General features: G+C 71.6%; 20 protein-coding genes and 2 tRNA genes. 7 read left to right on the top strand and 15 right to left on the bottom strand.

Features of this window, described 5'->3' with window-relative positions:
- Positions 1–167 precede the first annotated feature (167 nt).
- Positions 168–1,460 (top strand): M14 family zinc carboxypeptidase, encoded by a 1,293-nt coding sequence (locus AB0P03_RS14845; protein WP_363629189.1) that lies wholly within the window; start codon positions 168–170, stop codon positions 1,458–1,460.
- 143 nt (positions 1,461–1,603) lie between these two features.
- Here the strand turns inward: AB0P03_RS14845 and rodA are convergent, their stop codons facing one another.
- From rodA to AB0P03_RS14805, 8 genes are all read right to left on the bottom strand, one after another.
- Complete coding sequence (rodA, locus tag AB0P03_RS14840; RefSeq protein ID WP_363586421.1) at positions 1,604–2,803, bottom strand: rod shape-determining protein RodA; 1,200 nt, start codon at positions 2,801–2,803, stop codon at positions 1,604–1,606.
- Complete coding sequence (gene mrdA, locus AB0P03_RS14835; RefSeq protein ID WP_363629187.1) at positions 2,800–5,175, bottom strand: penicillin-binding protein 2; 2,376 nt, start codon at positions 5,173–5,175, stop codon at positions 2,800–2,802. Before mrdA ends, rodA begins: the two co-directional genes overlap by 4 nt.
- 51 nt (positions 5,176–5,226) lie before the next feature.
- Positions 5,227–5,868, bottom strand: coding sequence for a rod shape-determining protein MreD (gene mreD, locus AB0P03_RS14830; protein ID WP_363586423.1), 642 nt, complete (start codon positions 5,866–5,868; stop codon positions 5,227–5,229).
- Positions 5,869–5,871: 3 nt separating this feature from the next.
- Complete coding sequence (gene mreC, locus AB0P03_RS14825) at positions 5,872–6,804, bottom strand: rod shape-determining protein MreC (protein WP_363620237.1); 933 nt, start codon at positions 6,802–6,804, stop codon at positions 5,872–5,874.
- A gap of 95 nt (positions 6,805–6,899) precedes the next feature.
- On the bottom strand, positions 6,900–7,925 hold the full coding sequence (locus AB0P03_RS14820) for a rod shape-determining protein (RefSeq protein ID WP_031076009.1): 1,026 nt from the start codon (positions 7,923–7,925) through the stop codon (positions 6,900–6,902).
- A 318-nt stretch (positions 7,926–8,243) separates the two neighbouring features.
- On the bottom strand, positions 8,244–8,657 hold the full coding sequence (ndk, locus tag AB0P03_RS14815) for a nucleoside-diphosphate kinase (protein ID WP_063347562.1): 414 nt from the start codon (positions 8,655–8,657) through the stop codon (positions 8,244–8,246).
- Positions 8,658–8,767: 110 nt separating this feature from the next.
- A complete protein-coding gene (locus AB0P03_RS14810) occupies positions 8,768–9,118 on the bottom strand; it encodes a DUF4233 domain-containing protein (protein ID WP_063347563.1) in 351 nt (116 codons plus the stop codon).
- Between the two features lies 1 nt (position 9,119).
- On the bottom strand, positions 9,120–10,511 hold the full coding sequence (locus AB0P03_RS14805) for a folylpolyglutamate synthase/dihydrofolate synthase family protein (RefSeq protein WP_363586425.1): 1,392 nt from the start codon (positions 10,509–10,511) through the stop codon (positions 9,120–9,122).
- A gap of 174 nt (positions 10,512–10,685) precedes the next feature.
- On the opposite strand from AB0P03_RS14805, the gene AB0P03_RS14800 reads away from it, so the two are divergent.
- The 3 genes from AB0P03_RS14800 to AB0P03_RS14790 all read left to right on the top strand — a co-directional run bounded on the left by AB0P03_RS14800 (position 10,686) and on the right by AB0P03_RS14790 (position 15,063).
- Positions 10,686–12,119 carry a glycosyltransferase family 2 protein gene (locus AB0P03_RS14800; RefSeq protein WP_363629185.1) on the top strand — a complete coding sequence of 478 codons (1,434 nt, stop codon included), beginning with the start codon at positions 10,686–10,688 and terminating at the stop codon, positions 12,117–12,119.
- A 79-nt stretch (positions 12,120–12,198) separates the two neighbouring features.
- Entirely contained in the window at positions 12,199–13,353 is a 1,155-nt protein-coding gene (wecB, locus tag AB0P03_RS14795) for a UDP-N-acetylglucosamine 2-epimerase (non-hydrolyzing) (RefSeq protein ID WP_363586427.1), read from the top strand.
- A 171-nt stretch (positions 13,354–13,524) separates the two neighbouring features.
- On the top strand, positions 13,525–15,063 hold the full coding sequence (locus AB0P03_RS14790) for a glycosyl hydrolase family 18 protein (RefSeq protein WP_363629183.1): 1,539 nt from the start codon (positions 13,525–13,527) through the stop codon (positions 15,061–15,063).
- 22 nt (positions 15,064–15,085) lie between these two features.
- Here the strand turns inward: AB0P03_RS14790 and AB0P03_RS14785 are convergent, their stop codons facing one another.
- The gene (locus tag AB0P03_RS14785; RefSeq protein WP_363586429.1) at positions 15,086–15,607 is read right to left on the bottom strand and encodes a hypothetical protein; all 522 of its coding nucleotides are present in this window, start codon (positions 15,605–15,607) and stop codon (positions 15,086–15,088) included.
- A 316-nt stretch (positions 15,608–15,923) separates the two neighbouring features.
- Complete coding sequence (locus AB0P03_RS14780) at positions 15,924–18,563, bottom strand: valine--tRNA ligase (RefSeq protein WP_363369869.1); 2,640 nt, start codon at positions 18,561–18,563, stop codon at positions 15,924–15,926.
- A gap of 186 nt (positions 18,564–18,749) precedes the next feature.
- Between AB0P03_RS14780 and AB0P03_RS14775 the strand changes: the two genes are divergently transcribed.
- Positions 18,750–19,625, top strand: a complete 876-nt coding sequence (locus AB0P03_RS14775; RefSeq protein ID WP_363629182.1) for a hypothetical protein — start codon at positions 18,750–18,752, stop codon at positions 19,623–19,625.
- Positions 19,626–19,726: 101 nt separating this feature from the next.
- Positions 19,727–20,509, top strand: coding sequence for a hypothetical protein (locus AB0P03_RS14770; RefSeq protein WP_363586431.1), 783 nt, complete (start codon positions 19,727–19,729; stop codon positions 20,507–20,509).
- Positions 20,510–20,606: 97 nt separating this feature from the next.
- Here the strand turns inward: AB0P03_RS14770 and clpX are convergent, their stop codons facing one another.
- The 5 genes from clpX to AB0P03_RS14745 form a co-directional block, all read right to left on the bottom strand.
- Positions 20,607–21,896: an ATP-dependent Clp protease ATP-binding subunit ClpX gene (gene clpX, locus AB0P03_RS14765; RefSeq protein WP_063347569.1), complete on the bottom strand. Its 1,290-nt coding sequence runs from the start codon at positions 21,894–21,896 to the stop codon at positions 20,607–20,609.
- Positions 21,897–22,145: 249 nt separating this feature from the next.
- Positions 22,146–22,808 (bottom strand): ATP-dependent Clp protease proteolytic subunit, encoded by a 663-nt coding sequence (locus AB0P03_RS14760; protein ID WP_350886164.1) that lies wholly within the window; start codon positions 22,806–22,808, stop codon positions 22,146–22,148.
- A 56-nt stretch (positions 22,809–22,864) separates the two neighbouring features.
- A complete protein-coding gene (locus AB0P03_RS14755; protein WP_360211667.1) occupies positions 22,865–23,482 on the bottom strand; it encodes an ATP-dependent Clp protease proteolytic subunit in 618 nt (205 codons plus the stop codon).
- Between the two features lie 265 nt (positions 23,483–23,747).
- Positions 23,748–25,142, bottom strand: a complete 1,395-nt coding sequence (tig, locus tag AB0P03_RS14750) for a trigger factor (RefSeq protein ID WP_350886166.1) — start codon at positions 25,140–25,142, stop codon at positions 23,748–23,750.
- Positions 25,143–25,436: 294 nt separating this feature from the next.
- Positions 25,437–25,510 (bottom strand) — tRNA-Pro (locus AB0P03_RS14745).
- 157 nt (positions 25,511–25,667) lie between these two features.
- Between AB0P03_RS14745 and AB0P03_RS14740 the strand changes: the two genes are divergently transcribed.
- A tRNA-Gly gene (locus tag AB0P03_RS14740) sits at positions 25,668–25,738 on the top strand.
- The last annotated feature ends 73 nt before the right edge of the window (positions 25,739–25,811 follow it).

The following is a 25,811-nucleotide window of genomic DNA, read 5'->3' as shown; positions in this document are numbered from 1 at the left end:
TGGGCCGTACGCTCAACCCTCGCCGACTCCCCCGGCGACCCGTCCCCGGCGCACAGGGCCCCGCCCCCCCCGGCCCCGCAGGTCGCGTCCGTCGGCGCCCCCGCGCGCCCCGGCGGCCCGACAAGCCAGGCGGCCGCGCGGCCACGCGGCCACGCCCTAGGAGAGCCATGACCGACACCGACCGGCGGGTCCGCCCGCCCCGGCCCCTCGGCAGCCGGGCCGCCCGCTACCCCGCGCCGGCCCAGGCCGAGGCCGCGGCCCGGCGGCTCGCGCTGCGCCACCCGGAGCGGTGCCGGCTGCGCGAGGTGGGCCGCTCGCGGGCCGGGCGCCCGCTGCTGCTGCTGTCCGTCGACCGGGGCCCGCGCGCGGTGCTGGTCGTCGGCGGCCCGCACCCCAACGAGCCGATCGGCACGGCCGGCGCCCTGCGGCTGGCCGAGGTGCTGCTGGCGCGCCCCACCCGGCCCGGCCTGTCCTGGCACCTGCTGCTCTGCCTGGACCCGGACGGCGCCGCGCTCAACGCGGGCTGGCTGGACGGGCCGCTCACCGTGCGCCGGCACTACGAGCACTTCTTCCGCCCCTCGTTCGAGGAGCAGCCCGAACTGCTGCCGGCCGCCGACGCGGGCCGGCCCCCGATGCCGGAGAGCCTGGCGCTGACCGGCCTGATCGACGAGCTGCGCCCGTTCCTGCAGTGCTCGATGCACGGGGTGGACTTCGGCGGCGCCTTCATCCAGCTGACCGCTCCGGTGCCCGGGCTGCCCGAGCTCTTCGCCGCCTCGGTGCGCAGGGCCGGCATCCCGCTGGACGTCGACCCCTTCGACGCGGTCGGCTGGGCCAGCCCCTTCCCCGGCACCTATCTGATGCCCTCGGCGGACGGCGCGGGCCGGTCACGGGCGCTGCCGGACGAGCCGGAGCTGTCCACCTGGTCGTACGCCGGCCGTCACGGCGGGGTGACGGCCGTGCTGGAGGTGCCGATGTGGGCCGTGGACGCGGTCGGCGACGGCCGTCCGCACCTGGCGGCGGACCGGGCGGTCGGCGCCGCGGCCCGGACGCTGCGCGAGCGCGCCGAGGAGCTCTCCGGGCTGCTGGCCCACGTGCCCGCGCACACCCGGGCGGCGCACGGCGCGCTGGTGCGCGCGGCCGGGTTCACCCTGGAGTTCTGCCCGTCGGTGGCGGAGGAGTGGCTGGCCCGCTGGTGCGCCGAGCCGCTCACGGTGTCCCGGGTGACCACCGCCGAGATCGTCGCGGCCCGGATCCCGCTGCGGGTGGCGTCGACGGTGCTGCGGCTGCTGGCGGACACCGGCGGTCCGACCGTGGAGGCGGCCCGGGGCCGGGCCCGCGACATCGTCACCGAGGGCCTGGGCCTGCTTCACCACCGCTTCGGCGCCCGCTGGGTGCCGGTCCAGGAGCAGCTGGCCCACCAGGTCCGCGCGGCACTCACCGCCGCCGACCGCCTGCTCTGACCGGGGCCGAGGTCCGCCACAACCGGGCAGCAACCACCCACCCACAGAGCCCAGTTGAAAACCACCGAGGGCCGACCCGAGAGATTCCCGGGCCGACCCTCGACGGACGGACGCGCAGACGGACGCGCGGACGGACAGTCGGCTCAGGCCGCTATCGGCCGCTGGCTGCGGACCGCCTGGAGCAGCCCGATCGCGATCCAGACCGCGAACATCGACGACCCCCCGTAGGAGACGAACGGCAGCGGGATGCCCGCCACCGGCATGATGCCCAGGCACATCCCGATGTTCTCGAAGGCCTGGAAGGAGAACCAGGCGATGATCCCCGCGGCCACGATCGTCCCGTACAGGTCGGTCGCCTGCCGGGCGATCCGGCAGGCCCGCCACAGCACTACGCCGACCAGCAGGATGATCGCCAGCGCCCCGACGAAGCCCAGCTCCTCACCGGCCACCGTGAACACGAAGTCGGTCTGCTGCTCCGGCACGAACTGCCCGGTGGTCTGCGTCCCGTGGAACAGCCCCTTGCCGGTCAGCCCGCCCGAGCCGATCGCGATCCGGGCCTGCGCGGTGTTGTAGCCGACGCCGGAGGGGTCCAGCTGCGGGTTGGCGAAGGCCGCGAAGCGGTCGATCTGGTACTTGCTCAGCACCCCGAGCTTCCAGATCGCCACGCACCCGCCGGTGCCCGCCACCAGCAGCCCGAGCACCCAGCGGTTGGCCGCCCCCGAGCCGAGCAGGATGCCCAGCACGATCGCGGCCATCACCATCACCGAGCCGGCGTCCGGCATCAGCAGCACGACGCACATCGGCAGGAAGGCCCAGACCAGACCGCGGAACACCGCCCGGTGCGAGGGGTACTCCCGCTCCCCCGCGTCCACCTGGTCGGACAGCACGACCGCCATCGCCAGCACGATCGCCAGCTTCGCGAACTCGGCGGGCTGGATGGAGAAGCCGCCGCCCAGCTGGATCCAGGAGTGCGCGCCGTTGATGGTCGAGCCCAGCGGGCTGAGCGTGGCGAGCAGCATCAGGATCACGCCGATGTACAGGAACGGCACGAGGGTGCGGAAGCGCCGGCTCCCTATCCCTATCACCACCGAGCACAGCACCAGCCCGACGACCAGGTTGGTCAGGTGCCGGTACAGGAAGTACTGCGGGTCGCCGTGGGTGAGCGAGTCCCGGCCGCGGGTGGCCGACCAGACCAGCAGGGAGCTGCCGAGCGACAGGGCCAGCGCGGCGAGCAGCAGTATCCAGTCCAGCCGCCACAGCGGCGAGTCCTTGGCCAGGGCCTTGGAGACCCCGCTGCGCTGCGGGCTCAGCCGCAGCTGCCGGTAGGAGCCGTAGGAGGTCATGCCCGCCCCCTTCCCGGGCCGCGGTTCGGTTCGAGTGCGGCCTCGGCCGCGGTGCCCGGGGCGGGCCGGTCGTTCGGCTGCGCCGGGTCCAGGAAGGCCGAGGCCGGGGCGGGCTCGCCCGGCACCTGTTCCAGGAGGGCCGGCGCCGGTCCGGGCACACCCTGCGCCTGGTTCGGCGCCGCCAGGAGGCCCGGGCCCGCGACGGCCTGCGCCGGGTCGACGGTGTTGCCGGTGTTGCCGGTGTCGGCGGTGTCGGCGGTGTAGGCCGCCGGCTTGACGATCGCGGTGCCGTCCGGGTTGAACTTCGGCAGTTCGGCCTGCGGCGCGGGCAGCAGCGCCTTGCCGTTGTCGATGTTGCCCTTGTCGTCGACGCCGTACAGCGCCTGGTAGATCCGACGGACGGCGTCGCCGGAGCCGCCGGAGCCGGTGCCGCCCTGGCTTATCGTCATGACGACCGCGTAGTCCTTGCTGTACGTGGTCAGCCAGGAGGTGGTCTGCTTGCCCTCGACCTCGGCGGTGCCGGTCTTGGCGTGCAGCTCGATCTTGTTCTGCGGCCAGCCGGCGCCGGAGAACTTCCAGGCGGCGGTACCGCCGGTGATGACGCCCGCGGTGGCCTGGTCGATGTAGCTCAGCAGCTTCTGGGAGCCGGGGAACTTGCCGTCCTCGTGCGGAGCGATCTCGCGGACGAGGTCCCCGCTCGGGCTTATCACCGCCTTGGCGACGGTCGGCCGGTAGAAGGTGCCGCCGTTGGCCAGCGCCGAGTAGATCCGGGCCATCTGGACCGGGGTGACGAGCGTGTCGCCCTGGCCGATCGCGAAGTTGACGGCGTCACCGGCGCGCATCTGGTAGCCGTCGACGCAGTTCTCCTTGGCGATCTGGTCGGAGAAGCTGGTGCCGCCCTTCTGCGCCTGCGCGCACCAGGCGTCCTTGTTGTTGTCGTAGAAGGACTGCTTCCACTGCCGGTCCGGCACCCGGCCGGTGACCTCGCTGGGCAGGTCGATGCCGGTCTTGGCGCCGAGGCCGAACTGGTGGGCGGTCTTGAAGAACCAGTCGCCCGGCTCCTTCTTCGGCTTGATGCCGCCGTCCTTCATCCACTGGTCGTACGCCAGGCCGTAGAAGACGGTGTCGCAGGAGACCTCCAGCGCCTTCTCCAGGGAGATGGAGCCGAAGTTCTCGCTCTCGAAGTTCTTGAACTCACGGCCGCCGATGGTCATGCTCTTCGGGCACGCGTACGTCCCGTCCAGCGAGTAGCCGGCCTCCACGGCGGCGGTGGTGGAGACGACCTTGAAGGTCGAGCCGGGGGCGGACTGACCCTGTATGGCCCGGTTCAGCAGCGGGAAGTTGGAGTCCTTGCTGGTCAGCGACTGGTAGTCCTTGCCGGTGATGCCGCCCACCCAGAGGTTGGGGTCGTAGGTCGGCGCGCTGGCCATCGCGACGATCCGACCGGTGTGGACGTCCATCACCACGGCGGCGCCGGAGTCGGCCTCGTAGTTGCGGTTGGTGACCTTGTCGAAGGTCTTCCGGGCGTCGGCCATGGCCTGCGCCAGGTTGTCCTCGACCACCTTCTGCACCCGGGCGTCGATGCTGGTGACCAGGTTGTTGCCGGTCTGCGGGGCGGCGGTGCCGGCGGTGCCGATCACCCGGCCGAGGTTGTCCACCTCCAGTTGGGTGATGCCGGCGGTGCCGCGCAGGTCGCGGTCGTACACCGACTCCAGGCCGGCCCGGCCGATCTGGTCGGCCGGCAGGTAGCGGTCCAGGCCGGACTTGGAGGCGGTCTTGCCGACCTCCTCGTCGGTGACCGGCGAGAGGTAGCCGAGCACCTGGGCCATGTTGGCGCCCTCGGCGCCGGTGTAGCGGCGCACGGCGGTGGGCTGCGCGGTGACCCCGGGGAAGTCCTCGCGGCGTTCCATTATCTGCATCGCCTGCTGGGTGGTCGCCTCCTTGGTGACCGGGATCGGCTGGTAGGGCGAGCCGTTCCAGCAGGGCTGCGGGGTCTTGGCGTCGCAGAGCCGGGTCTTCTCCTGCACGTCCTTGGCGGGCATCCCCAGCACCTCGGCCAGCCGGCCGAGCACCGCCTTGCCGCCGTCCTTCTGCTGCAACAGCGAGGTGCGGCTGACCGAGACCACCAGCCGGGCCTCGTTGCCGGCCAGGATCCGCCCGGAGGCGTCCAGGATCTCGCCGCGGACGGCCGGTTCGACCACCTCACGGATGTGGTTGCCGGTCGCCTTGGCGGTGTAGACGCTGGCGTTGCGGATCTGCAGGTACCACAGCCGCCCGCCGAGAGTGGCGAGCAGCGACAGGACCAGGATCTGCAGCACCACCAGACGGATCGTCACCCGCCGGGTACGGCCGGTCTCGGGGATGTTGCTCACGTCTCGTGCGCTCCAGGATGCGGGAAGTCGGGAGGTCGGGGGCCGGGCCGGTTACGGGCGCCGGGCGAAGCCGGGCATGCGCCGCTTCTTGTAGGACGGGCCGGCCGAGGCCTCGCGCGTGGTGCGGTAGCGGGCCAGCGTGCCCAGACCGGAGCCGCCCTCGTCGTCATCGGTGGCCGCGGTCACCGGGTCGCGCCCGAAGCGGCGGCCGACCAGCATCACCAGCGGCACCACGAACGGCGCCAGCAGCACGTCGTACAGCAGGGCGCTGACCACCAGGCCGCCGAGGCCGACGTGCCGGGCCGCGGTGTCGCCGACCAGGGCGCCGACCATCGCGTACAGCAGGGTGGAGGCGACCGCCGCGGCGGCCACCACCATCAGCGCGCTGGACACCGACCGCTGGCGGCCGTGGTCCGGGCGCAGCAGCCCGGCGGCGTAGCCCATCAGGCAGAGCACCAGCGCGTAGCGGCCGATCGCGTGGTCGGAGGGCGGCGCGAGGTCGGCGAGCAGGCCGGCCGAGAAGCCGACCACGCAGCCGCCGGACGGCCCGTAGACCAGGGCCAGGCCGACCACGACGAGCAGCAGTATGTCCGGGGTGGCCCCCGGGAGCTGGAGCCGGCCGAAGACGCTGACCTGGAGGATCAGGCCGAGCAGGATCAGGCCGGCGGAGACGGGGATGCGGGCGAGGCGCATGGCTCAGTTCCCCCCAGTGGGCTTGGCGGGCGGGGCGGCGGGCGCGGCCGGGGCCGGGGCGGCCTGTCCCTGGGCGGGGGCCGGCGGCAGGACGGCGTCGCGCGGGTCGGCGCGCGGCGGCACGACCACCACGCCGACCAGGTCCAGCCGGGTGAACTGGACGAAGGGCTCGACCAGGATGGTCTTGGTCAGCTGGCCCGGGGTGGCCTCGACCTCGACGACCTTGCCGACCGGCACGCCGGGCACGAACGGGCGGCCGCTCTGCGAGCCGAAGGTGACCAGCCGGTCGCCGGCCTTGACCTGGGCCTTGCCGTTGAGCAGCGAGACCTTCATCGGGCTGGTGCCGCCGCCGGAGGCGAAGCCGATCTCGCCGCTGGCCTCCAGCCGGGTGCCGGCCGAGAAGCCGGGGTCGGAGGCGAGCAGCACGGTGGCGGTGGTCGGGGCGACGGTGGTGATCCGGCCGACCAGGCCCTGACCGTTGATCACCGTCATGTCGCGGGTGAGGCCGTCGTCGCTGCCGGCGTCGATGGTGATGGTCCAGGAGAAGCCCTGGGCCGGTCCGATCGCGATGACCTGGGCGGCCTTGACGGTGTAGCCGCCGGCGCCGGCGGTGCGCAGCAGGTCGTCGAGCTGCTTGGTGCGCCCGGTGGCCATGTCGGAGGAGGCGAGCTTCTGCCGCAGTTCGGTGTTCTCGCGGGCGAGCTGGTCGGTGCGGCCGTTGTTGGACGCGGCGTCGCGGAAGGCCCGGACGGTGTCGGCGACCGGGTCGACGACGGTGGCGGCGCCGCGCTCGACCGGACCGAGGACGCTGGCGGCGGCGTGTCGGGCACCGCCGAGGGGGGAGCTCTCACCGCCCTTGATGTCCACGGTGACGAGTGCGAAGGCGACGGCCACCAGCAGGATGAGCAGCAGCCGGCTCTCTCGTGTGTCCCTCACGGTGCTGGTACTGCCCCTTCGTACCTGGTCGGCCGCCCGGGCTGTGGGGCCCGGGCGGCAGCCCGTTCAGTTGAGTGTCGGATGTCTCGGTGGTGCTAACGGCGCGGGGAGGCGTCCAGTACCTGCTGGAGCGCCTCGAACTCCTCGACGCACTTGCCGGAGCCGAGCGCGACCGAGTCGAGCGGGTTCTCGGCGATGTGGATCGGCATGCCGGTCTCGCGGCGCAGCCGCTCGTCGAGGCCGCGCAGCAGGGCGCCGCCGCCGGTGAGCACGATGCCGCGGTCCATCACGTCGCCGGCCAGCTCGGGCGGGCACTGGTCGAGGGTGGTCTTCACGGCGTCGATGATCGAGTTGACCGGCTCGTCGATGGCCTCGCGGACCTCGGCGGCGGAGATGACCACGGTCTTGGGCAGGCCGCTGACCAGGTCGCGGCCGCGGATCTCGGCGTGCTCGTCCTTCTCGCCCTCCAAGCCGAAGGCGCTGCCGATGCTCATCTTGATCTGCTCGGCGCTGCGCTCGCCGAGGAGCAGCGAGTACTCCTTCTTGATGTGCTGGACGATCGCGTTGTCCAGCTCGTCGCCGGCGACCCGGATGGACTGGGCGGTGACGATGCCGCCGAGGGAGATGACCGCGACCTCGGTGGTGCCGCCGCCGATGTCGACGACCATGTTGCCGGTGGCCTCGTGGACGGGCAGCCCGGCGCCGATGGCGGCGGCCATCGGCTCCTCGATGATGTGCACCTGGCGGGCGCCGGCCTGCGAGGAGGCTTCGATCACGGCGCGGCGCTCGACCCCGGTGATGCCGGAGGGCACGCAGACCACGACCCGGGGACGGGCGAGGTAGCGGCGGCGGTGGATCTTGAGGATGAAGTAGCGGAGCATCCGCTCGGTGATCTCGAAGTCGGCGATCACGCCGTCCTTGAGCGGGCGGATGGCGACGATGTTGCCCGGCGTCCGGCCGATCATCTTCTTCGCCTCGGCACCGACCGCCAGGATGCCGCCGGTGTTGGTGTTCACCGCGACGACGGACGGCTCGTTGAGGACGATCCCCTTGCCCCTGACGTACACCAGCGTGTTGGCAGTTCCAAGGTCGATCGCCAAGTCGCGGCCGATGAACGACAGGTTGCTCGCCATGGGGTGTGGTTGCCTTCCCGGGCTCGGAGTTCATGGGGGTGGGACGAGAGCGCGCCCACGCTCGGGCGGAGCCAGCTGAGCTGCCTTACCGGGCCCTTGAGTCGCGTCCATCGTAGTCACGCGGCGCGGTACGGACGTCGATGCGGGGCATACCGTCCATTGTCCGGAGCGTGTTCGCTTCTCCGGGCATTGGGACGCCGTGTCGGCGCCACTGGTTGCTTATTTCACGATAAAAGTGCCCCGGCCGGGCCAATGGTCCCGACCGGGGCAGTGCCAAGGTCCCTCGGGCGTGTCGCCCGGCTGGACTCAGGCGTGCGCCGGGAAGAAGATCTTGATCTCGCGCTCGGCCGACTCCGGGGAGTCCGAGGCGTGGATCAGGTTCTCGCGGGTGATCGTCGCGTAGTCGCCGCGGATGGTGCCGGCCCCGGCCTCCAGCGGGTTGGTCGCACCGGCCAGCATCCGGATGCCGCGGACGACCTCCTCGCCCTCGACGATCAGCGCGATCGACGGGCCGGAGGTCATGAACTCCAGCAGCGGCTCGTAGAACGGGCGGCCGACGTGCTCCGCGTAGTGCTGCTCCAGCGTCGCCCGGTCGAAGGTGCGCAGCTCGACGGCGGTGAGCCGCCAGCCGGCCTTGCGCTCGATGCGGCTGATGATCTCGCCGGCCAGGCCACGCTGGACGGCGTCGGGCTTGAGCAGGACGAGAGTGCGCTGGGACACGGTGCGTCTCCTGGGGATTCGGTACGGCAAGGCAGTCGGGCCGACGGGCGGGAGCCGACACGGCAGAGATTACCTTGCGTGTGCGGCGTGTCGGCCCGCCGGTCCGGGCCCTAGACCGGTACGGCGGCCGCCTCGGCGGCGGCCCGGGCGGCCTTGAACTCGTCCACCTTGCGGCCGTAGTGCACCGAGCACCACCACAGGCCGGCGAAGACCACACCGAGGCCGAACATGGTCGGCAGGATGAAGCCGCTGGCGATCAGTCCGATCTGCAGCGCCCAGCCGACGGCCACCGCACCAGGGCGGTTGATCATGCCGCAGAGCGCGATGCAGAGCGCCATGACGATCCCGGTGACGATCCAGATCGTGGCCGTGGAGACGCTGGACAGCTGCATCGCGACCAGCGCGGCGAACATGGCCAGGAGCGCCTCGCCGATCAGGGTCGAGGAGCAGAGGGTCCTCATGTCACTTCCTCCCGAGCAGCAGGCGGGCCTCGCCCACCGTGATGACCGAACCGGTGACCAGCACCCCGGCGCCGCCGAGGTCGCCCTCCTCCTCGGCGAGGGTGACGGCGGCCGCGATGGCGTCGTCGAGCCGGGGCTCGACCTGGACGCGGTCCTCGCCGAAGATGTCGACGGCCAGCGCCGCCAACTCGTCGACGTCCATCGCGCGGTGGGTGGAGTTCTGGGTGATGACGACCTCGGCGAGGATCGGCTCGAAGGCCTCCAGCACGCCGGCCACGTCCTTGTCCCCGGAGGTGCCGATCACGCCGACGAGCCGGGTGAAGCCGAAGGACTCGCCCAGGGCGGCGACGGTGGCGCGGGCGCCGTGCGGGTTGTGCGCGGCGTCCAGGACGATCGTGGGGCTGCGGCGGACGACCTCCAGGCGGCCGGGCGAGGAGACGCCGGAGAAGGCCTGGCGGACCTTGTCCACGTCGAGCTGCCCGCCTCGGGCGCCGCCGACGCCGAAGAAGGCCTCGACCGCGGCCAGCGCCAGCACCGCGTTGTGCGCCTGGTGCTCGCCGTGCAGCGGGATGAAGACGTCCTCGTACTCCTCGCCGCCGAGCCCGCGCAGCGTCACCAGCTGGCCGCCGACGCCGAGCTCACGGCGGATCACGCCGAACTCCATGCCCTCGCGGGCCACCGTGGCGTCGACCTCGACGGCGCGACGCAGGATGTTCTGGGCGGCGTCCAGCTGCTGCTGGGCGACGACGGCGACGGCTCCGGACTTGACGATCCCGGACTTCTCGACCGCGATCTCGCCGGTGGTCTCGCCGAGCTTGTCGGTGTGGTCCAGCCCGATCGGGGTGATCACGGCGACGGCGGCGTCGATGACGTTGGTGGCGTCCCAGGAACCGCCCATGCCGACCTCGACCACGGCGACGTCCACCGGGGCGTCGGCGAAGGCGGCGTAGGCCATGCCGGTCAGCACCTCGAAGAAGGACATCGGCACCGGCTGCGCCGCGTCGACCATCTGCACGTACGGCTCGACGTCGCGGTAGACCTCGACGAAGCGCTCGGGGGTGATCGGGGCGCCGTCCAGGGTGATCCGCTCGGTGACGCTCTCCACGTGCGGGCTGGTGTAGCGGCCCGTGCGCAGTTCGAAGGTGTTGAGCAGCTGCTCGATCATCCGGGCGGTGGAGGTCTTGCCGTTGGTCCCGGTGATGTGGATGGAGGGGAAGGACCGCTGGGGCTGGCCCAGGATGTCCATCAGCGCCTCGATCCGGTCGAGCGAGGGCTCCAGCTTGTTCTCCGGCCAGCGCTTGGAGAGCTCCACCTCGACATCGCGCAGGGTGTCGTCGGTGTCGCCGTCGGCGGGACGGAGGGTGTACGGGTTCGGGTCGGCCTTGTCACTCACGACCACAGTCTACGGAGGGTTGGCGGGCCGTCCTCACGGGGTGAGAACGACCACTTTGGTCGGGGTTTCCAATTTGCCCCCTTTACTATCTCTTTGGCGAGTTTGAACCGCAATGAAGCATCGATTCGCACCCCCTGGAGCCGCACCGCCTTTGATCATGAGGAGTACCACGCCATGCCCGACGCCCTGCACGACTGGATCGTGCTCCGCCAGGACGCCGTCGTCTGGTTCGCCGGACTGGTCTCACTGGCGCTCGTCGGCTACATGGCCTTCGTCTTCGGACGCTTCCTCCTGTACTGGGCCGGCTCCCGGCACGCCTTCCGGCACAACCGGCCCGCCGAGCCCGGCGACCCGGCCGCCTTCCAGTGGCACCTGGTGATCCCCTGCCGCGACGAGGAGGCCGTGGTCACCCAGACCCTGGCCGGCCTACGCGAGAACGCACCCGAGGCCCACCTGTGGGTGATCGACGACGACAGCGAGGACGCCACCCGCGACCTCGTCCTCGCCGCCGCGGCCCACGACGACCGCGTCCACCTCGTCCAGCGCCGCCGCCCGCACGCCCGGATCGGCAAGGGCGCCGCCCTCAACGCCGCCTACCGCGAGATCACCGCCTGGCTGCCCGGGGGCACCGACCGCTCCCGCGTGGTGATCGGCGTCGTCGACGCCGACGGACGGCTCGACCCCGGCACCCTCCCCCAGGTCTGCAACGACAAGGCACTCGGCCGCCCCGACACCGGCGCCGTCCAGATCGGCGTGCGGATGCGCAACGCCGACGACGAACTCCCGCTGCCCGGCCGAGGCCGCGCCGCCAACGCGTTCGCCCGCGCCCTGGTCCGGATGCAGGACGTCGAGTTCCAGGCCAACAACGCCGGCATGCAGCTGCTGCGCCGCCGCACCGGCAGCGTCGGCCTCGGCGGGAACGGCCAGTTCGTCCGCCTCACCGCCCTCGACTCGCTCACCGCCGAGGAGGGCCGGGCCGGCCGCCCCTGGCCCGAGCGCGCCCTGCTGGAGGACTACGAGTCCGGCCTCGACCTGCGCCTGGCCGGCTGGCGCCTCACCCACGTCACCGAGACCCAGGTCTCCCAGGAGGGCCTGATCTCGCTGCGCCGCTTCCTCACCCAGCGCACCCGCTGGGCCCAGGGCAACATGCAGTGCCTGCGCTACACCGGCCGGGTGCTGCGCTCCCCCTTCTACACCTGGTCCGGCAAGGCCGAGGTGCTGTACACCTTCCTCCAGCCCGTCGTCTGCGTCCTGCTGGTCCTGCTGTTCCCGCTCTCGCTCGGGATCACCGCGGCCGGGCTGGTGCTCTTCCCCGCCGAAACCGCCGACTTCCACGTCAGGTTCGGCCCGTGGATGCTGCTCGCCTTCGCGGTCGCCACCCTGCCGATGATGCTCTGGGGCTTCGCCTACCGCCGGCTCGTCCACCCCGACCGCGGCCGGCTCACCGGGCTGCTCTGGGGCGTCCTGATCTGGCTCTACGCCTACCACCTCTTCGTGGTCGCCACCCGGGCCGCCGCCCGGATGCTGCTCGGCCGCAACGGCTGGGCCAAGACCCGGCGCAACGCCGAGAAGGTCGCCCTCGGCGCCCCCACCGCCCTCGAGTCCTGAGCCTCGGTCCTGAGCCCCGCGCCCGAGCCCCGCGCCCGAGCCCTGAGCAGCCCCACCCCCTCGGAGCCTCCCCATGAGCATGTGCCTTCCCCCCGCCAGCGTCGCCGTCGTCCTCGGCACCCGCCCCGAACTGGTCAAGCTCGCCCCGCTGATCCACGAACTCGGCGACGCCACCCGCCTGGTGCACACCGGCCAGCACTGGGACGAGGCGATGTCCGGCCGCTTCCTGCGCGACCTCGACCTGCCCCGCCCCGAACTGCTCACCGGCGTCGGCGGGCGCCCCCGGGCCGGCCAGATCGCCCAGTCCCTCGGCCAGTTGGACGCCGCCTTCGCCGAGGACCGCCCCGCCGCCGTGGTCGTCCAGGGCGACACCAACGCCACCCTCGCCGGGGCGCTGGCCGCCAACGCCCGGGAGATCCCGCTGGTCCACGTCGAGGCCGGGCTGCGCAGCTTCGACCGGGCGATGCCCGAGGAGCACAACCGGGTGATGGTCGACCACGTCTCCGACCTGCTCTGCGCCGCCACCGGGGACAACGTCGCCAACCTGCGCGCCGAGGCCCTCGCCGAGGAGCGGATCGCGCTCACCGGCAACACCGTCGTCGAGGTGGTCCGCCGCCAGCTGCCGGCCGCGGCCGACCGCGCCGCGCTGCTCGCCGCGCACGGGCTGCGCCCGGACGGCTACGTGCTGGCCACCGTGCACCGCCCGGAGAACACCGACACCGCCGAGGCACTGGGCGCCGTGCTGGCCGAACTGGACCGGATCGCCCGGGCGGGCACCCCGGTGCTGTTCCCGATGCATCCGCGTACCCGGGCCGCCGTCGAGCGCTTCGCGCTGGACGCCCTGCTGGAGCACCTGGCCGTCACCGGGCCGGTCGGGTACGCCGACTTCCTGGGCCTGGCGAGCCACGCCGCGCTACTGGTCTCCGACTCCGGCGGCGTGCAGGAGGAGTGCACCGTGCTCGGCCGCCCGCTGCTGGTGGTGCGCCGCTCCACCGAGCGTCCGGAGGCGGTGGCGGCGGGCTTCGCCGCGCTGGTGGGCCCCGACGAGGACCTGGGCGCGCTGGCCCGGACCTGGCTGGCCGACACCCCCGAGCGGCTCGCCCGGCTCGCGGCCACCCCGAGCCCGTACGGCGACGGCCTGGCCTCGGCGCGGATCGCCGCGCTCACCGCCGCGGTCGCCGAGCCGGCCGAGCCCGGAGCAGCCGACTCCAGGGCACGGCCGTCGGCCGCCTAGCGCCCTCTTGACAGCCGGATTGGTCTACTCCACCTTGTGAGTCAAGTCTCCTCCCCCGACAGGGACTTGAGTTGTCGGTAGCTCCCGCACGCGCACCATCGACACCCCGGACGGCGCTCCACCCCCACCACCCAGGCGCGCCGCCGGGCCTCCCCCACAGGAGATGGAGTCATGCCACCTGCCCGACACCGGCGCCCACGCGCCGTCCACACCCTGCTCGCCGGGGCCTGCGCCATCGCCCTCGGCCTGAGCGGGCTCGCCCTCGCCACCGGCACCGGCGCCCAGGCCGCCGACCCCGACCTGATCACCAACGGCGGCTTCGAGACCGGCACCCTGTCCGGCTGGTCCTGCGGCAACGGCGCCGTCCAGAGCGCGACCGTGCACTCCGGCCGCTACGCCCTGCAGTCCACCCCGGGCTCGGGCGACACCGGCGAGTGCACCCAGACCGTCGCCGTGCAGCCCTCCTCGACGTACACGCTGAGCTCCTGGGTCCAGGGCTCGTACGTCTACCTGGGCGCCCGCGGCACCGGCGGCACCGACCCCGGCACCTGGACGAACTCCACCGGCTGGGCCCAGCTGAGCACCGGCTTCACCACCGGCCCGGGCACCACCAGCGTCACCGTCTACCTGCACGGCTGGTACGGGCAGCCCGCCTTCCTCGCCGACGACGTCTCGCTGATCGGCCCGGGCGGACCGCAGCCCTCCCAGAGCCCGACCGCCACCACGTCCCCGAGCCCCACCGGCACCGGCAGCCCCTCCCCCACGGACACCGGCACCGCAAGCCCGACCGCCACCTCGACCGGCAAGCCTCCCGGCCTGCCCAAGCACATCCTGACCGGCTACTGGCAGAACTTCGACAACGGCGCCACCGTCCAGCGGATCAGCGACGTCCCGGCCGCCTACGACATCATCGCGGTCTCCTTCGCCGACGCCACCACCACACCGGGCGGGCTGGGCTTCACCCTGGACCCCGCCCTCTCCTCCCGCCTCGGCGGCTACACCGACGCCCAGTTCAAGGCCGACATCGCGGCCAAGCGGGCGGCCGGCAAGAAGGTGGTGCTCTCGGTCGGCGGGCAGAACGGCACGGTGTCGGTGAGCGACCCGACCTCGGCGGCCAACTTCGCGAGCACCGCGTGGGCGCTGATGCAGGGCTACGGCTTCGACGGGGTCGACATCGACCTGGAGAACGGCGTCAACGCCGCCTACCTGGGCCAGGCGCTGCACTCGCTGGCGGCGAAGAGCGGCAGCGGGTTCGTCCTCACCATGGCGCCGCAGACCATCGACATGCAGTCGACCGGCATGGAGTACTTCAAGCTGGCGCTGAACGTGAAGGACATCCTCACCATCGTCAACATGCAGTACTACAACTCCGGTGCGATGAACGGCTGCGACGGCAACGTCTACTCGCAGGGCACCGAGGACTTCCTCACCGGGCTGGCCTGCATCCAGCTCAAGGGCGGGCTGCGGCCCGACCAGGTGGGGCTCGGCGTGCCGGCCTCCACCAGCGCGGCGGGCGGCGGGTACGTCAGCCCGAGCGTGGTCGACAACGCGCTGGACTGCCTGGCCGCCGGCACCAACTGCGGCAGCTACAAGCCCGACACCACCTGGCCGGGCATCGGCGGGGCGATGACCTGGTCGACCAACTGGGACGCCAAGGCGGGCAACCCGGTCGCGGGCACCATCGGCGCGCACCTGCACGCCATGCCGTGACGCCCCCTGCCCGGACCGGGGTTCAGACCCCGGCCCGGGCCTCCGGGACGTGTGCCGCGGGCCCGCCGTGCCGGCGGCGCAACTCGGCCGTGATCTCGGCCAGTTCGCCCTCGGGCAGCAGCGGCAGCATCATCGCGACGCCCTGGAGCAGACCGCCGAGCAGGAAGGTGGTGTCGGCGGTCGAGGCGACCAGGCCGCGCACCTCGGCCACCTCACCGGCGGCCACCGCCTCGATCAGCCGGGCGGCGTCCGCGCTCTCCTCGTCCACCGCGACCGCGCCGTTGTCGGCCGGGGCGCGCCGGGCCATCGCCCGCAGTACCCGGTCGCCGACCTCGGGCGCGTACGCCTTGCGGACGGCCTCGGCGGCGATCCAGGCGAGCAGGGTGGTCACCTCGCGCTCGGCGCGCTCGGCGAGGAGCAGGTCCAGCTCGTGGTCGAAGGCGAGCTGGTTGCCGTGGCGGAACGCCAGCAGCAGGGTCGCCGCCCTGGCCTTGGCCTCCTCCACCGCCTCGGCAGGAAGTTCTTCGGCCAATTCCTCGGTCACCACCACGCCATGCCCTCCCGTCCGTCGGCTCAGCAGGAACGCTCAGCAGAAACACCCGTCAGAAACTCCGTGCACACCGTACACATCCGACCTGCAAACTTCCGCGAACCCGCGCGGGCAAGACCGGAATGAATTCGGAAGGAATAGGACCTCACCCGGTCCAGGATGAATATTCGCCGGAAGGGAGCAATGTTGCTGGGCTATTAGGCGTAGCAAAAAGAACACCGCCGCCGTGCCCGGCCGAGCCGCCCGGAAACGCCGGAGGGGCCGCACCCCGCGCGTCGCGGAGTGCGGCCCCTCACGGACCGGTACGGGCTCAGCCCTGCGGCAGCGCCGCGAGCTGGGCGGTGATCCGGGCGATGTCGGCCTCGGCGGCCTCCTGACGGCCCCGGATCTTGGCGACCACCTCGTCCGGCGCCTTCGCGAGGAACGCCTCGTTGCCGAGCTTGGCCGTGGTCTGCGCCTTCTCCTTCTCGGCAGCCGCGAGGTCCTTGGCGAGGCGCTTGCGCTCCGCCGCGACGTCGATGGTGCCGGAGAGGTCGAGCGCGACGGTGGCGCCGGCGACCGGGAGCGAGGCGGTGGCCGCGAAGCCCTCCTCGGGGACGGTCAGCCGCAGCAGCGAGCGGATCGCGTCCTCGTGGACGGCCAGCACGGTGCCGTCCAGCTCCAGCTTCGCCGGGACGCGCTGCGCGGGCTGCAGGCCCTGGTCCGAACGGAACCGGCGGACCTCGGTGACGACCTGCTGCAGCGTGGCGATCTCGGCCTCGGCGGCGGTGTCACGGAACCCGCCGTCCGTCGGCCAGTCGGCGACCACCAGCGACTCGGCGCCGGTCAGCGCCGTCCACAGGGCCTCGGTGACGAACGGGACCACCGGGTGCAGCAGCCGCAGCGTGGTGTCCAGGACCTCGCCGAGCACCCGGCGCGCGGCGTCGGCCTGCGGGCCGCCCTTGGCCAGGGTGGTCTTGGAGAGCTCGACGTACCAGTCGAAGACCTCGTCCCACGCGAAGTGGTAGAGCGCGTCCGAGGCCTTGGCGAACTCGTAGCCGTCGTAGAGCGCGTCCACCTCGGCGATGGTGGCGTTCAGCCGCGACAGGATCCAGCGGTCCACCGCGGTGAGCTGCTCCGGCGCGGGCAGCGGGCCCTCGACGGTGGCACCGTTCATCAGCGCGAAGCGGGTCGCGTTCCAGATCTTGTTGCAGAAGTTGCGCGAGCCCTTGACCCAGTCCTCGCCGATCGGCACGTCGGCGCCCGGGTTGGCGCCGCGGGCCAGGGTGAAGCGGACGGCGTCGGCGCCGTAGGCGTCCATCCAGTCCAGCGGGTCCACGGCGGTGCCCGAGGACTTCGACATCTTCTTGCCGAACTCGTCGCGGACCAGACCGGTCAGGGCGACGGTCTTGAACGGCGCCTCGCCGTCCATCGCGTACAGGCCGAACATCATCATCCGGGCGACCCAGAAGAAGATGATGTCGTGGCCGGTGACCAGGACGTCGGTCGGGTAGAACTTCTCGAGCTCCGGGGTCCGCTCCGGCCAGCCGAGCGTCGAGAACGGCCACAGGCCGGAGGAGAACCAGGTGTCCAGGACGTCCGGGTCCTGGTGCCAGCCCTCGCCGGTGGGCGGCTGCTCGTCCGGGCCGACGCAGACGACCTCGCCGTCCGGGCCGTACCAGACCGGGATCCGGTGGCCCCACCACAGCTGGCGCGAGATGCACCAGTCGTACATGTTGTCGACCCAGTCGAAGTAGCGGCGCTCCAGCTCCTTCGGGTGGATCTCCACCTTGCCGTCGCGCACGGCGTCGCCGGCGGCCTTCGCCAGCGGCTCGACCTTGACCCACCACTGGAGCGACAGCCGCGGCTCGACCACGGTGTGGCAGCGCGAGCAGTGGCCGACCGAGTGCATGTACGGGCGCTTCTCCGCGACGATCCGGCCCTGCTCGCGCAGCGCGCCGACCACGGCCGAGCGGGCCTCCAGCCGGTCCAGGCCGAGGAAGGGGCCGTGCACGGTGATCGCACCGCGCTCGTCCATGATGCTCAGGTTGGGCAGGTTGTGGCGCTGTCCGATCGCGAAGTCGTTGGGGTCGTGCGCGGGCGTCACCTTGACGGCGCCGGTGCCGAACTCCGGGTCGACGTGCTCGTCCGCGACGACCGGGATCTCACGGTCGGTCAGCGGCAGCTTGATGGTCCGGCCGACCAGGTGCCGGTACCGCTCGTCGTCCGGGTGGACGGCCACGGCGGTGTCGCCCAGCATCGTCTCGGCCCGGGTCGTGGCGACGACGATCGAGTCCTCGCCCTCGCCGTAGCGGATCGAGACCAGCTCGCCGGGGACCTCCTCGTGCTCCACCTCGATGTCGGACAGGGCCGTGAGGCAGCGCGGGCACCAGTTGATGATGCGCTCGGCCCGGTAGATCAGGCCGTCGTCGAAGAGGCGCTTGAAGATGGTCTGAACGGCCTGCGAGAGCCCCTCGTCCATGGTGAAGCGCTCGCGCGACCAGTCCACGCCGTCGCCCAGGCGGCGCATCTGGCCGAGGATCCGGCCGCCGTAGTTCTCCTTCCACTCCCAGACCTTCTCGACGAAGGCCTCGCGGCCCAGGTCGTGGCGGGACAGGCCCGACTCGGCGAGCTGCTGCTCCACCTTGTTCTGGGTGGCGATGCCCGCGTGGTCCATGCCCGGCAGCCAGAGCGTCTCGAAGCCCTGCATCCGCTTGCGGCGGGTCAGGGCGTCCATCAGCGTGTGCTGGAAGGCGTGGCCCAGGTGCAGGGCCCCGGTCACGTTCGGCGGGGGGATGACGATGGTGAACGGGGGCTTGTCGCTCTTGGCGTCCGCGGTGAAGTAGCCACGCTCTACCCAGCGCTCGTACAGCTCGCCCTCTACGTCCGCGGGGGTGTAGGTCGTCGGGAGAGTTGCTGCTTCGTCCCCGGCAAAGGTGCTCACGGGGTGCTGGTTCGTCGTGTCGGTCACGACGCACAGTTTACGTAACCGCGGGCACGTGTTACGAACCGCTTTCGCCGCGCGGACGCGACCCGCCCGATCGGCTCGGTGGCGGACACCGTACGGTACCGTTCCCGGGCACTCGTCCGGTGTCCGCACGGACCCCGGGACGACACGACGACAGGCCGCGGGTGCGGCGGGGGAGCACGGACGCAGATGTACGGCCAGGGCCAGCAGTATCCGCAGGGACAACCGCAGGGACAGCCTCAGCAGTACGGGGGCCAGCCCCCGTACGGCCCGCCGCAGCCACCGCCGCCCTACGGCGCCCCGCAGCAGCCGCCCCAGTACGGCTACCCGCCGCAGGACGGCCAGCCCTACGGCGCTCCCCAGCCGCCCTACGGTGCCCCGCAGCAGCCGTACGGCGCCCCGCAGCCCCCGTACGGCTACCCGCCGCAGGCCCCGTACGGCCAGCCGGGCTACCCGCCGCCGCCGAAGAAGGGCCGGACCGGCCTGGTGGTCGGCCTGGTCGTGGGCGCGCTGGTGCTGGGCGGCGGCGGCTTCGCCGCGTGGAAGTTCCTCGGCGACGACCAGGGCGGCCAGTACAAGATCTCCGCGCCGCAGTCGCTGCCGGACGGCTACACCCAGAAGTCCGCCAAGGAGGAGGCCGTCGACCCGGCCAAGCCCGAGGCGGCGAAGTTCGGCAAGAACCTCAGCGTGCTGGCGGCCAGCTACAGCAAGGGCTCCGACGCCCTCGACACGCTCTCCGTGGTCGGCGTCTACGGGGAGCTCAACGACCCCGGCCAGATCATCGACGACTCGAAGAAGGACACCGGCGGGCTGACCTGGACCACGCCGCTGACGGACTTCCCGGCGCAGGACGGCCACAGCTCCTCGGCGAAGCTCGCCTGCGGCGTGGCCGGCGTCATCGCGGGCAAGGCCGGGCCCACCGTCTGCGTGTGGGCGGACAAGTCCACCACCGGCCGGATCACCTTCAGCAAGATCAGCCTGACCGGCGGCGGCCAGGGCCTCACCCCGGCCCAGGCCGCGGACAGGACCCGGGCGATCCGCGACGCCATGGTCGTCGCCAAGTAACCGGGCACCGCCCCGCCGCGTCACCACACGTCAGCACCACGTCCCCGCCGCCACCGGCCGCGCCGGGCGGCACCCGGGCATCGCCATCAGAGAGGCCTCGCGTGACCGAGCAGAACCCCTACGGCCCCCCGCCGCAGCCGGGACACGACGCACCGCCGCCCCCGCCGGCCCCGCCGGGCTACGGCGGCATCCCGCCGCAGAGCCCGCCGCCCGGCTACCCGCCGGTCGGCGAGCCGGGTGCCTACCCGGGGTACGGCGCCTACCCGCCGGTACCGCCGCCGCGCAAGTCCCGCAAGACGCTCTGGACCGTGCTCGGCGTCGTCGGCGCCTTCGTCCTGCTGGGCGGCGGCACGCTCGCCTACTTCGTCTACGACGTCGCCAGCAACGCGGGCACCCAGAAGATCGTCCTGCCGGCCACGTTCAAGGACCTGCGCCAGAGCGACGACCCCCAGGTCGCCGACACCCTGGAGAAGGGGCTCACCTCCAGCTTCGGCAAGGGCGACGGCAACTGGAACCCCACCGGGGTGGGCGCCCTCTACCAGAACGCGCAGTCGGAGCCTCAGCTGGTCGTGTTCGGGGGCTACGGCAAGGTCCTGGCGCCGAAGCAGGAACTGGACCAGGCGTTCCAGGGCATGGCGTCCACCGGTCGCAAGCTCAGCGACCGGCACGTGGTGGACGCCGGCCCCAAGGGCGGCGCGATGGAGTGCGCCGCGGTCGTCGGCGGCGAGAGCGAGGCCGGGACCACGATGGGCATCTGCTCCTGGGCCGACAGCAGCGGCCTGGTGATGGTCATGACGGTGGCCGACCCGAGCGCCAAGCCGGACCTGGACAAGCTCGCCGCCGACACCCGCGACCTGCGCGCGGTCGCCGAGGTCCCCAAGTAGTCCACCGGGAACCGCCGGTGACCCTCCGGGCACCGGGAAACGCCGAAGGGCCCCGCACCGGTCGGTGCGGGGCCCTTTCGGATACGGCGGGCGCGGGTCAGGCGCTCTTCTCGCGCCGCTCGCGCTTGATCATGTCGCGCGGGACGAGGGTGGGGATGGCGTGCTTGGAGACCACGTCCCCGGTGACCACCACGCGGGCGACGTCCTGACGCGAGGGCACCTCGTACATCACGGACATCAGCACCTCCTCCATGATGGCCCGCAGGCCGCGCGCGCCGGTGCCGCGCAGGATCGCCTGGTCAGCGATCGCCTCCAGCGCGTCCCGGGAGAACTCCAGCTCCACGCCGTCCAGTTCGAAGAGCTTGCGGTACTGCTTGACCAGCGCGTTCTTCGGCTCGGTGAGGATCTGCAGGAGCGCCTCGCGGTCCAGGTTGTGCACGCTGGTGATCACCGGCAGCCGGCCGATGAACTCGGGGATCATGCCGAACTTCACCAGGTCCTCGGGCATCACCTGGCGGAAGTGGTCGCTGGCGTCCGACTCCCGCTTGGAGCGGATGTTGGCGCCGAAGCCGATGCCCTTGGCGCCGGCCCGGCCCTCGATGATCCGCTCCAGGCCGGCGAACGCGCCGCCGACGATGAACAGCACGTTGGTGGTGTCGATCTGGATGAACTCCTGGTGCGGGTGCTTGCGCCCGCCCTGCGGCGGCACCGAGGCGGTGGTGCCCTCCAGGATCTTCAGCAGCGCCTGCTGCACGCCCTCGCCGGAGACGTCCCGGGTGATCGACGGGTTCTCGCTCTTGCGCGCGACCTTGTCGATCTCGTCGATGTAGATGATCCCGGTCTCGGCCTTCTTGACGTCGTAGTCGGCCGCCTGGATCAGCTTGAGCAGGATGTTCTCGACGTCCTCGCCGACGTACCCGGCCTCGGTCAGCGCGGTGGCGTCCGCGATCGCGAACGGCACGTTGAGCATCCGGGCCAGGGTCTGCGCCAGCAGCGTCTTGCCGGAGCCGGTGGGGCCCAGCAGCAGGATGTTGGACTTGGCCAGCTCGATGGCGTCCTCGCGGCCGTTGCCGCCGCTGCGGCCCGCCTCGCCGGCCTGGACGCGCTTGTAGTGGTTGTAGACCGCCACCGACAGCGCCTTCTTGGCGAGGTCCTGGCCGACCACATACTGGTCCAGGAACTCGTAGATCTCCCGCGGCTTCGGCAACTCCTCGAAGCGCACCTCGGAGGTCTCGGCGAGTTCCTCCTCGATGATCTCGTTGCACAGGTCGATGCACTCGTCGCAGATGTACACGCCTGGGCCGGCGATCAGCTTCTTCACCTGCTTCTGCGACTTGCCGCAGAACGAGCACTTGAGCAGGTCGCCACCGTCTCCGATGCGTGCCACGAGGTGCTTCCCCTTCGCCAGGGGCCCCGCAGGGGTTCCGGGGCCTGGTGCTGTGGACCGTCAACGCCGACGGCGATCGGTCTCGCTATCCGACGGTACTCTGCCGGGCCCCTGATTCCGTCCTCTTCGCCGGGTCTGCCCTACGCCCTGGGCGAATTGATACCGAACAGATGCCGTTGCGGAGGCCGCCGACGAACCGGAGCGGGGCGCGCACGCAGGATGCGCGCCCCGCCTCGGAGGGTGCCGGCCTCAGGAGGTCAGCGAGGTCTTGCGGGTGGAGATGATCTGGTCGACGAGGCCGTACTCCAAGGCCTCCTCGGCGGTGAGGATCTTGTCGCGCTCGATGTCCTCGCGCACCTGCTCCACCGGCTTGTTGGAGTGCTTGGAGAGCATCTGCTCCAGCTGCTCGCGCATCCGGAAGATCTCCTTGGCCTGGATCTCCAGGTCGGACACCTGGCCGCGGCCCGTCTCGGTGTACGGCTGGTGGATCAGGATGCGGGCGTTCGGCAGCGCCATCCGCTTGCCGGGGGTGCCGGCCGCGAGCAGCACGGCCGCGGCGGAGGCCGCCTGGCCCATGCAGACCGTGGTGATGTCCGGCTTCACGTACTGCATGGTGTCGTAGATGGCCGTCAGGGCCGTGAACGAGCCGCCGGGCGAGTTGATGTACATCTGGATCTCGCGGTCCGGGTCCATCGACTCCAGGCACAGCAGCTGCGCCATGATGTCGTTCGCCGAGACGTCGTCGACCTGCGAGCCGAGGAAGATGATGCGCTCCTCGAACAGCTTGGCGTACGGGTCGTACTCGCGGATGCCCTGCGTGGTGCGCTCGACGAAGCGCGGGACGATGTAGCGACCCTCGGCGCGCATGTCCTCGACGCGGGCCTGGGCGGCCGACAGGCTGGGGATGTTCATGGGGGTTCTTGTCCTCCGGGGCGTTGTGGCTGTGGTCTCGTGGGCCGGGCCGAGGCTCAGGCGCCCGTGCCGCCGCCGCCGGGGACGTCCGCGGCGCTGTGCATGATCGCGTCGATCAGGCCGTACTCCAGGGCCTCCTCCGGCGTGAACCAACGGTCGCGGTCGGAGTCCCTGGTGATCTGCTCGAAGGACTGGCCGCTGTGGAAGGCGATCAGCTCGGACATCCGCTTCTTGGTGCGCAGCAGCTGCTCGGCCTGGATGCGGATGTCGGTGGCGGAGCCGCCGAGGCCGGCGGAGGGCTGGTGCATCAGGATGTTGGCGTTCGGCAGCGAGAAGCGCTTGCCCTTGGCGCCGGCGGTCAGCAGGAACTGGCCCATCGAGGCCGCCATGCCCATCGCGATGGTGACGACGTCGTTCTTGATGTACTGCATGGTGTCGTAGATCGCCATGCCCGCCGAGATCGAACCGCCCGGGGAGTTGATGTAAAGGAAGATGTCCTTTTCCGGGTCCGCGGCCAGCAGCAGCAGCTGGGCGGTGATCTTGTTGGCGATGTCGTCGTCGACCTGCTGGCCGAGGAAGATGATCCGCTCGTTGAGCAGCCGGTTGTACACCTGGTCGCCCAGGCCGCCGAGCACGTCACCAGAGGCGGCGTGCGGCGCCATCGGGCCAGGCATCTGCATCTGCGGGAACGTCACTTAGCCACCTGCTCAGTCGATTTGGACGGTCGCTCCACGGCCGTCACGATGTCGCACAGCTTCCGGGTATCACGGTGTGATTGGTGCTGTCCAAGGACCCTAACGCGCAGGCCGGGCCGCAGAATCCCTCACGCAGAACTGTTCGCTGTGAGCGCAGGGTCGGGCCCGCCCCGGGGGACGACGACGGGCCCGGACACCGTACGGCGTCCGGGCCCGTCGCAGACCTCAGGGGCTACCGGGGCACTCAGGCCTCGGTCTTCTCCTCGGCGGCGGTCTCCTCGGCGGCCGGGGCCTCGACGGTCTCGGCCGTCTCGTCCTCGTCGTCGAAGTTGACCTCGTTGCCCTCGGTGTCGACGACCTTGGCGGCCTCGACCACGGTGGCCAGCGCCTTGCCGCGGGCGACCTCGCCGACCAGCAGCGGCACCTGGCCACCCTGGACGACCTGCTGCGCGAACTGGTCCGGGGTGAGACCCGAGCCGGCGGCGCGGCGGATGAGGTGCTCGGTCAGCTCCTCCTGGTTAACACCCAGCTCTTCGTCGGCGACGATCTGGTCCAGGACGAACTGGGTCTTGATGCCCTTCTTCGCCTGCTCCTCGATCTCGGCGTCCCACTCCTCGCGGGTCTTGCCCTGGGTCTCCAGGTAGCTGTCGATGTCGAGGCCCATCGGCTGGAGCTGGTGGTGCTCCAGGTTGTGCTTGCGGGTCTCGACCTCGTCCTTGAGGAGCTTCTCCGGGAACTCGATCTCGACCAGGCCGAGCAGGGCGTCCAGCACCTTCTCCTGGGCCTGGGTGGCCTGGTCGTACTCCTTCATGCGCTCCAGGCGCTTGCGGGAGTCGTCGCGCAGGGCCTCCAGGGTGTCGAACTCGCTGGCCAGCTGGGCGAACTCGTCGTCCAGCTCGGGCAGCTCCTTCTCCTGGACGGCGGTGACGGTGACGGTGACCTCGGAGGTCTGGCCCGCCTGGGTGCCACCCTTGAGCTCGGTGGAGAAGGTGGCGGTGCCACCGGCCTCCAGGCCGGTCACGGCGTCGTCGATGCCGTCGATCAGGCGGCCCGAGCCGATCTCGTAGCTGACGCCGTTGGCGGTGCCGTCCTCCGGCACCTCGCCGTCGACCTTGGCGATCAGGTCCACGACCACGATGTCGCCGGCGGCCGCGGCGCGCTCGACGTCCTTGACCGAGGAGAAGCGCTCGCGCAGCTGCTCCAGGGACTTCTCGATGTCCTCGTCGGAGACGACGATCGGGTCGACGGTCACCTCGATGGAGGCGAAGTCCGGAAGGGTGATCTCCGGACGGATGTCCACCTCTGCGGTGAACTTCAGGTCACCGCCATCGGCGATCTTCTCGACACCCTCGATGTTGGTGATGTCGGGCTGGCCGAGGACCTCGATCTTGCCCTCGTCGACGGCCTGCGTGTAGAAGCGCGGCAGGGCGTCGTTGACGGCCTCCTCCAGCACGGCACCGCGGCCGAAACGCTGGTCGATGACGCGAGCCGGGATCTTGCCCTTGCGGAAGCCCGGAACCGTGACCTGCTGGTTGATCTTCTTGTACGCCGCGTCGAGGCTGGGCTTGAGCTCCTCGAAGGGCACCTCGACGGTGAGTCGAACCCGGGTCGGGTTCAGAGTCTCGACGGCGCTCTTCACGGTTAGGTCTCCTATGGGCTTGCGGTCAGGTTGCCTCCGCCGTTCCCGGTCGCCGGCCGAGGCCGTACGAGTGGGTCGGGCGAGACGGGCGATGAAGGGTTGGAGCTGCATCTCCCGTGGGGGGTGGACGGTGAGAGTGACTCCTCGCCCTCGTGCGGTTGACCTGGGTTGAGACCGCAGGGACTACCGCCAGCGCCCCATCCTACCGGTACCACGAAAGGCGGACGCCAGGCGCCACCATCGGGCCCGAACAGAACAGGGCCCCGCCACGGTGGACGAGACCCTGCCGCACTGTCGGGGTGACCGGATTCGAACCGACGGCCTTCCGCTCCCAAAGCGGACGCGCTACCAAACTGCGCCACACCCCGTGGTGCCGAGAGGAAGCGTACACGTCGGGCCCTGGCGGCTCGCCGACATATTCGGGGGCGGTCCGAGGGAGCGCGCGCAGAATCCGGTGTGCGCGGAAGCGGCCGGACCGGGTACGCTGTCCCCCGAACTTCCGGCCGGCAACGACCGGGGGATCGCGCGGGCGTAGCTCAATGGTAGAGCCCTAGTCTTCCAAACTAGTCACGCGAGTTCGATTCTCGTCGCCCGCTCATCGGCCCGGCCCCGGTGCGTCTCCACGCACCGGGGCCGTTGGCGTTTCCGGGCGGCCCGGCGGCCCCGCGA

The organism is Kitasatospora sp. NPDC088779 (genome assembly GCF_040685395.1).
Taxonomy (GTDB): Bacteria; Actinomycetota; Actinomycetes; order Streptomycetales; family Streptomycetaceae; genus Kitasatospora.
The sequence above is the reverse complement of the archived record's forward strand: the minus strand, read 5'-3'. Positions and strand labels throughout refer to the sequence as shown.

What these genes read in the sequence shown, in the direction of transcription:
- AB0P03_RS14845 (WP_363629189.1), top strand. Translation starts at nt 168, where the DNA reads ATGACCGACACCGACCGGCGGGTCCGCCCGCCCCGGCCCCTCGGCAGC.
- rodA (WP_363586421.1), bottom strand. Translation starts at nt 2,803, where the DNA reads ATGACCTCCTACGGCTCCTACCGGCAGCTGCGGCTGAGCCCGCAGCGC.
- mreD (WP_363586423.1), bottom strand. Translation starts at nt 5,868, where the DNA reads ATGCGCCTCGCCCGCATCCCCGTCTCCGCCGGCCTGATCCTGCTCGGC.
- AB0P03_RS14810 (WP_063347563.1), bottom strand. Translation starts at nt 9,118, where the DNA reads ATGAGGACCCTCTGCTCCTCGACCCTGATCGGCGAGGCGCTCCTGGCC.
- AB0P03_RS14800 (WP_363629185.1), top strand. Translation starts at nt 10,686, where the DNA reads ATGCCCGACGCCCTGCACGACTGGATCGTGCTCCGCCAGGACGCCGTC.
- wecB (WP_363586427.1), top strand. Translation starts at nt 12,199, where the DNA reads ATGTGCCTTCCCCCCGCCAGCGTCGCCGTCGTCCTCGGCACCCGCCCC.
- AB0P03_RS14790 (WP_363629183.1), top strand. Translation starts at nt 13,525, where the DNA reads ATGCCACCTGCCCGACACCGGCGCCCACGCGCCGTCCACACCCTGCTC.
- AB0P03_RS14775 (WP_363629182.1), top strand. Translation starts at nt 18,750, where the DNA reads ATGTACGGCCAGGGCCAGCAGTATCCGCAGGGACAACCGCAGGGACAG.
- AB0P03_RS14760 (WP_350886164.1), bottom strand. Translation starts at nt 22,808, where the DNA reads ATGAACATCCCCAGCCTGTCGGCCGCCCAGGCCCGCGTCGAGGACATG.
- AB0P03_RS14755 (WP_360211667.1), bottom strand. Translation starts at nt 23,482, where the DNA reads ATGCCTGGCCCGATGGCGCCGCACGCCGCCTCTGGTGACGTGCTCGGC.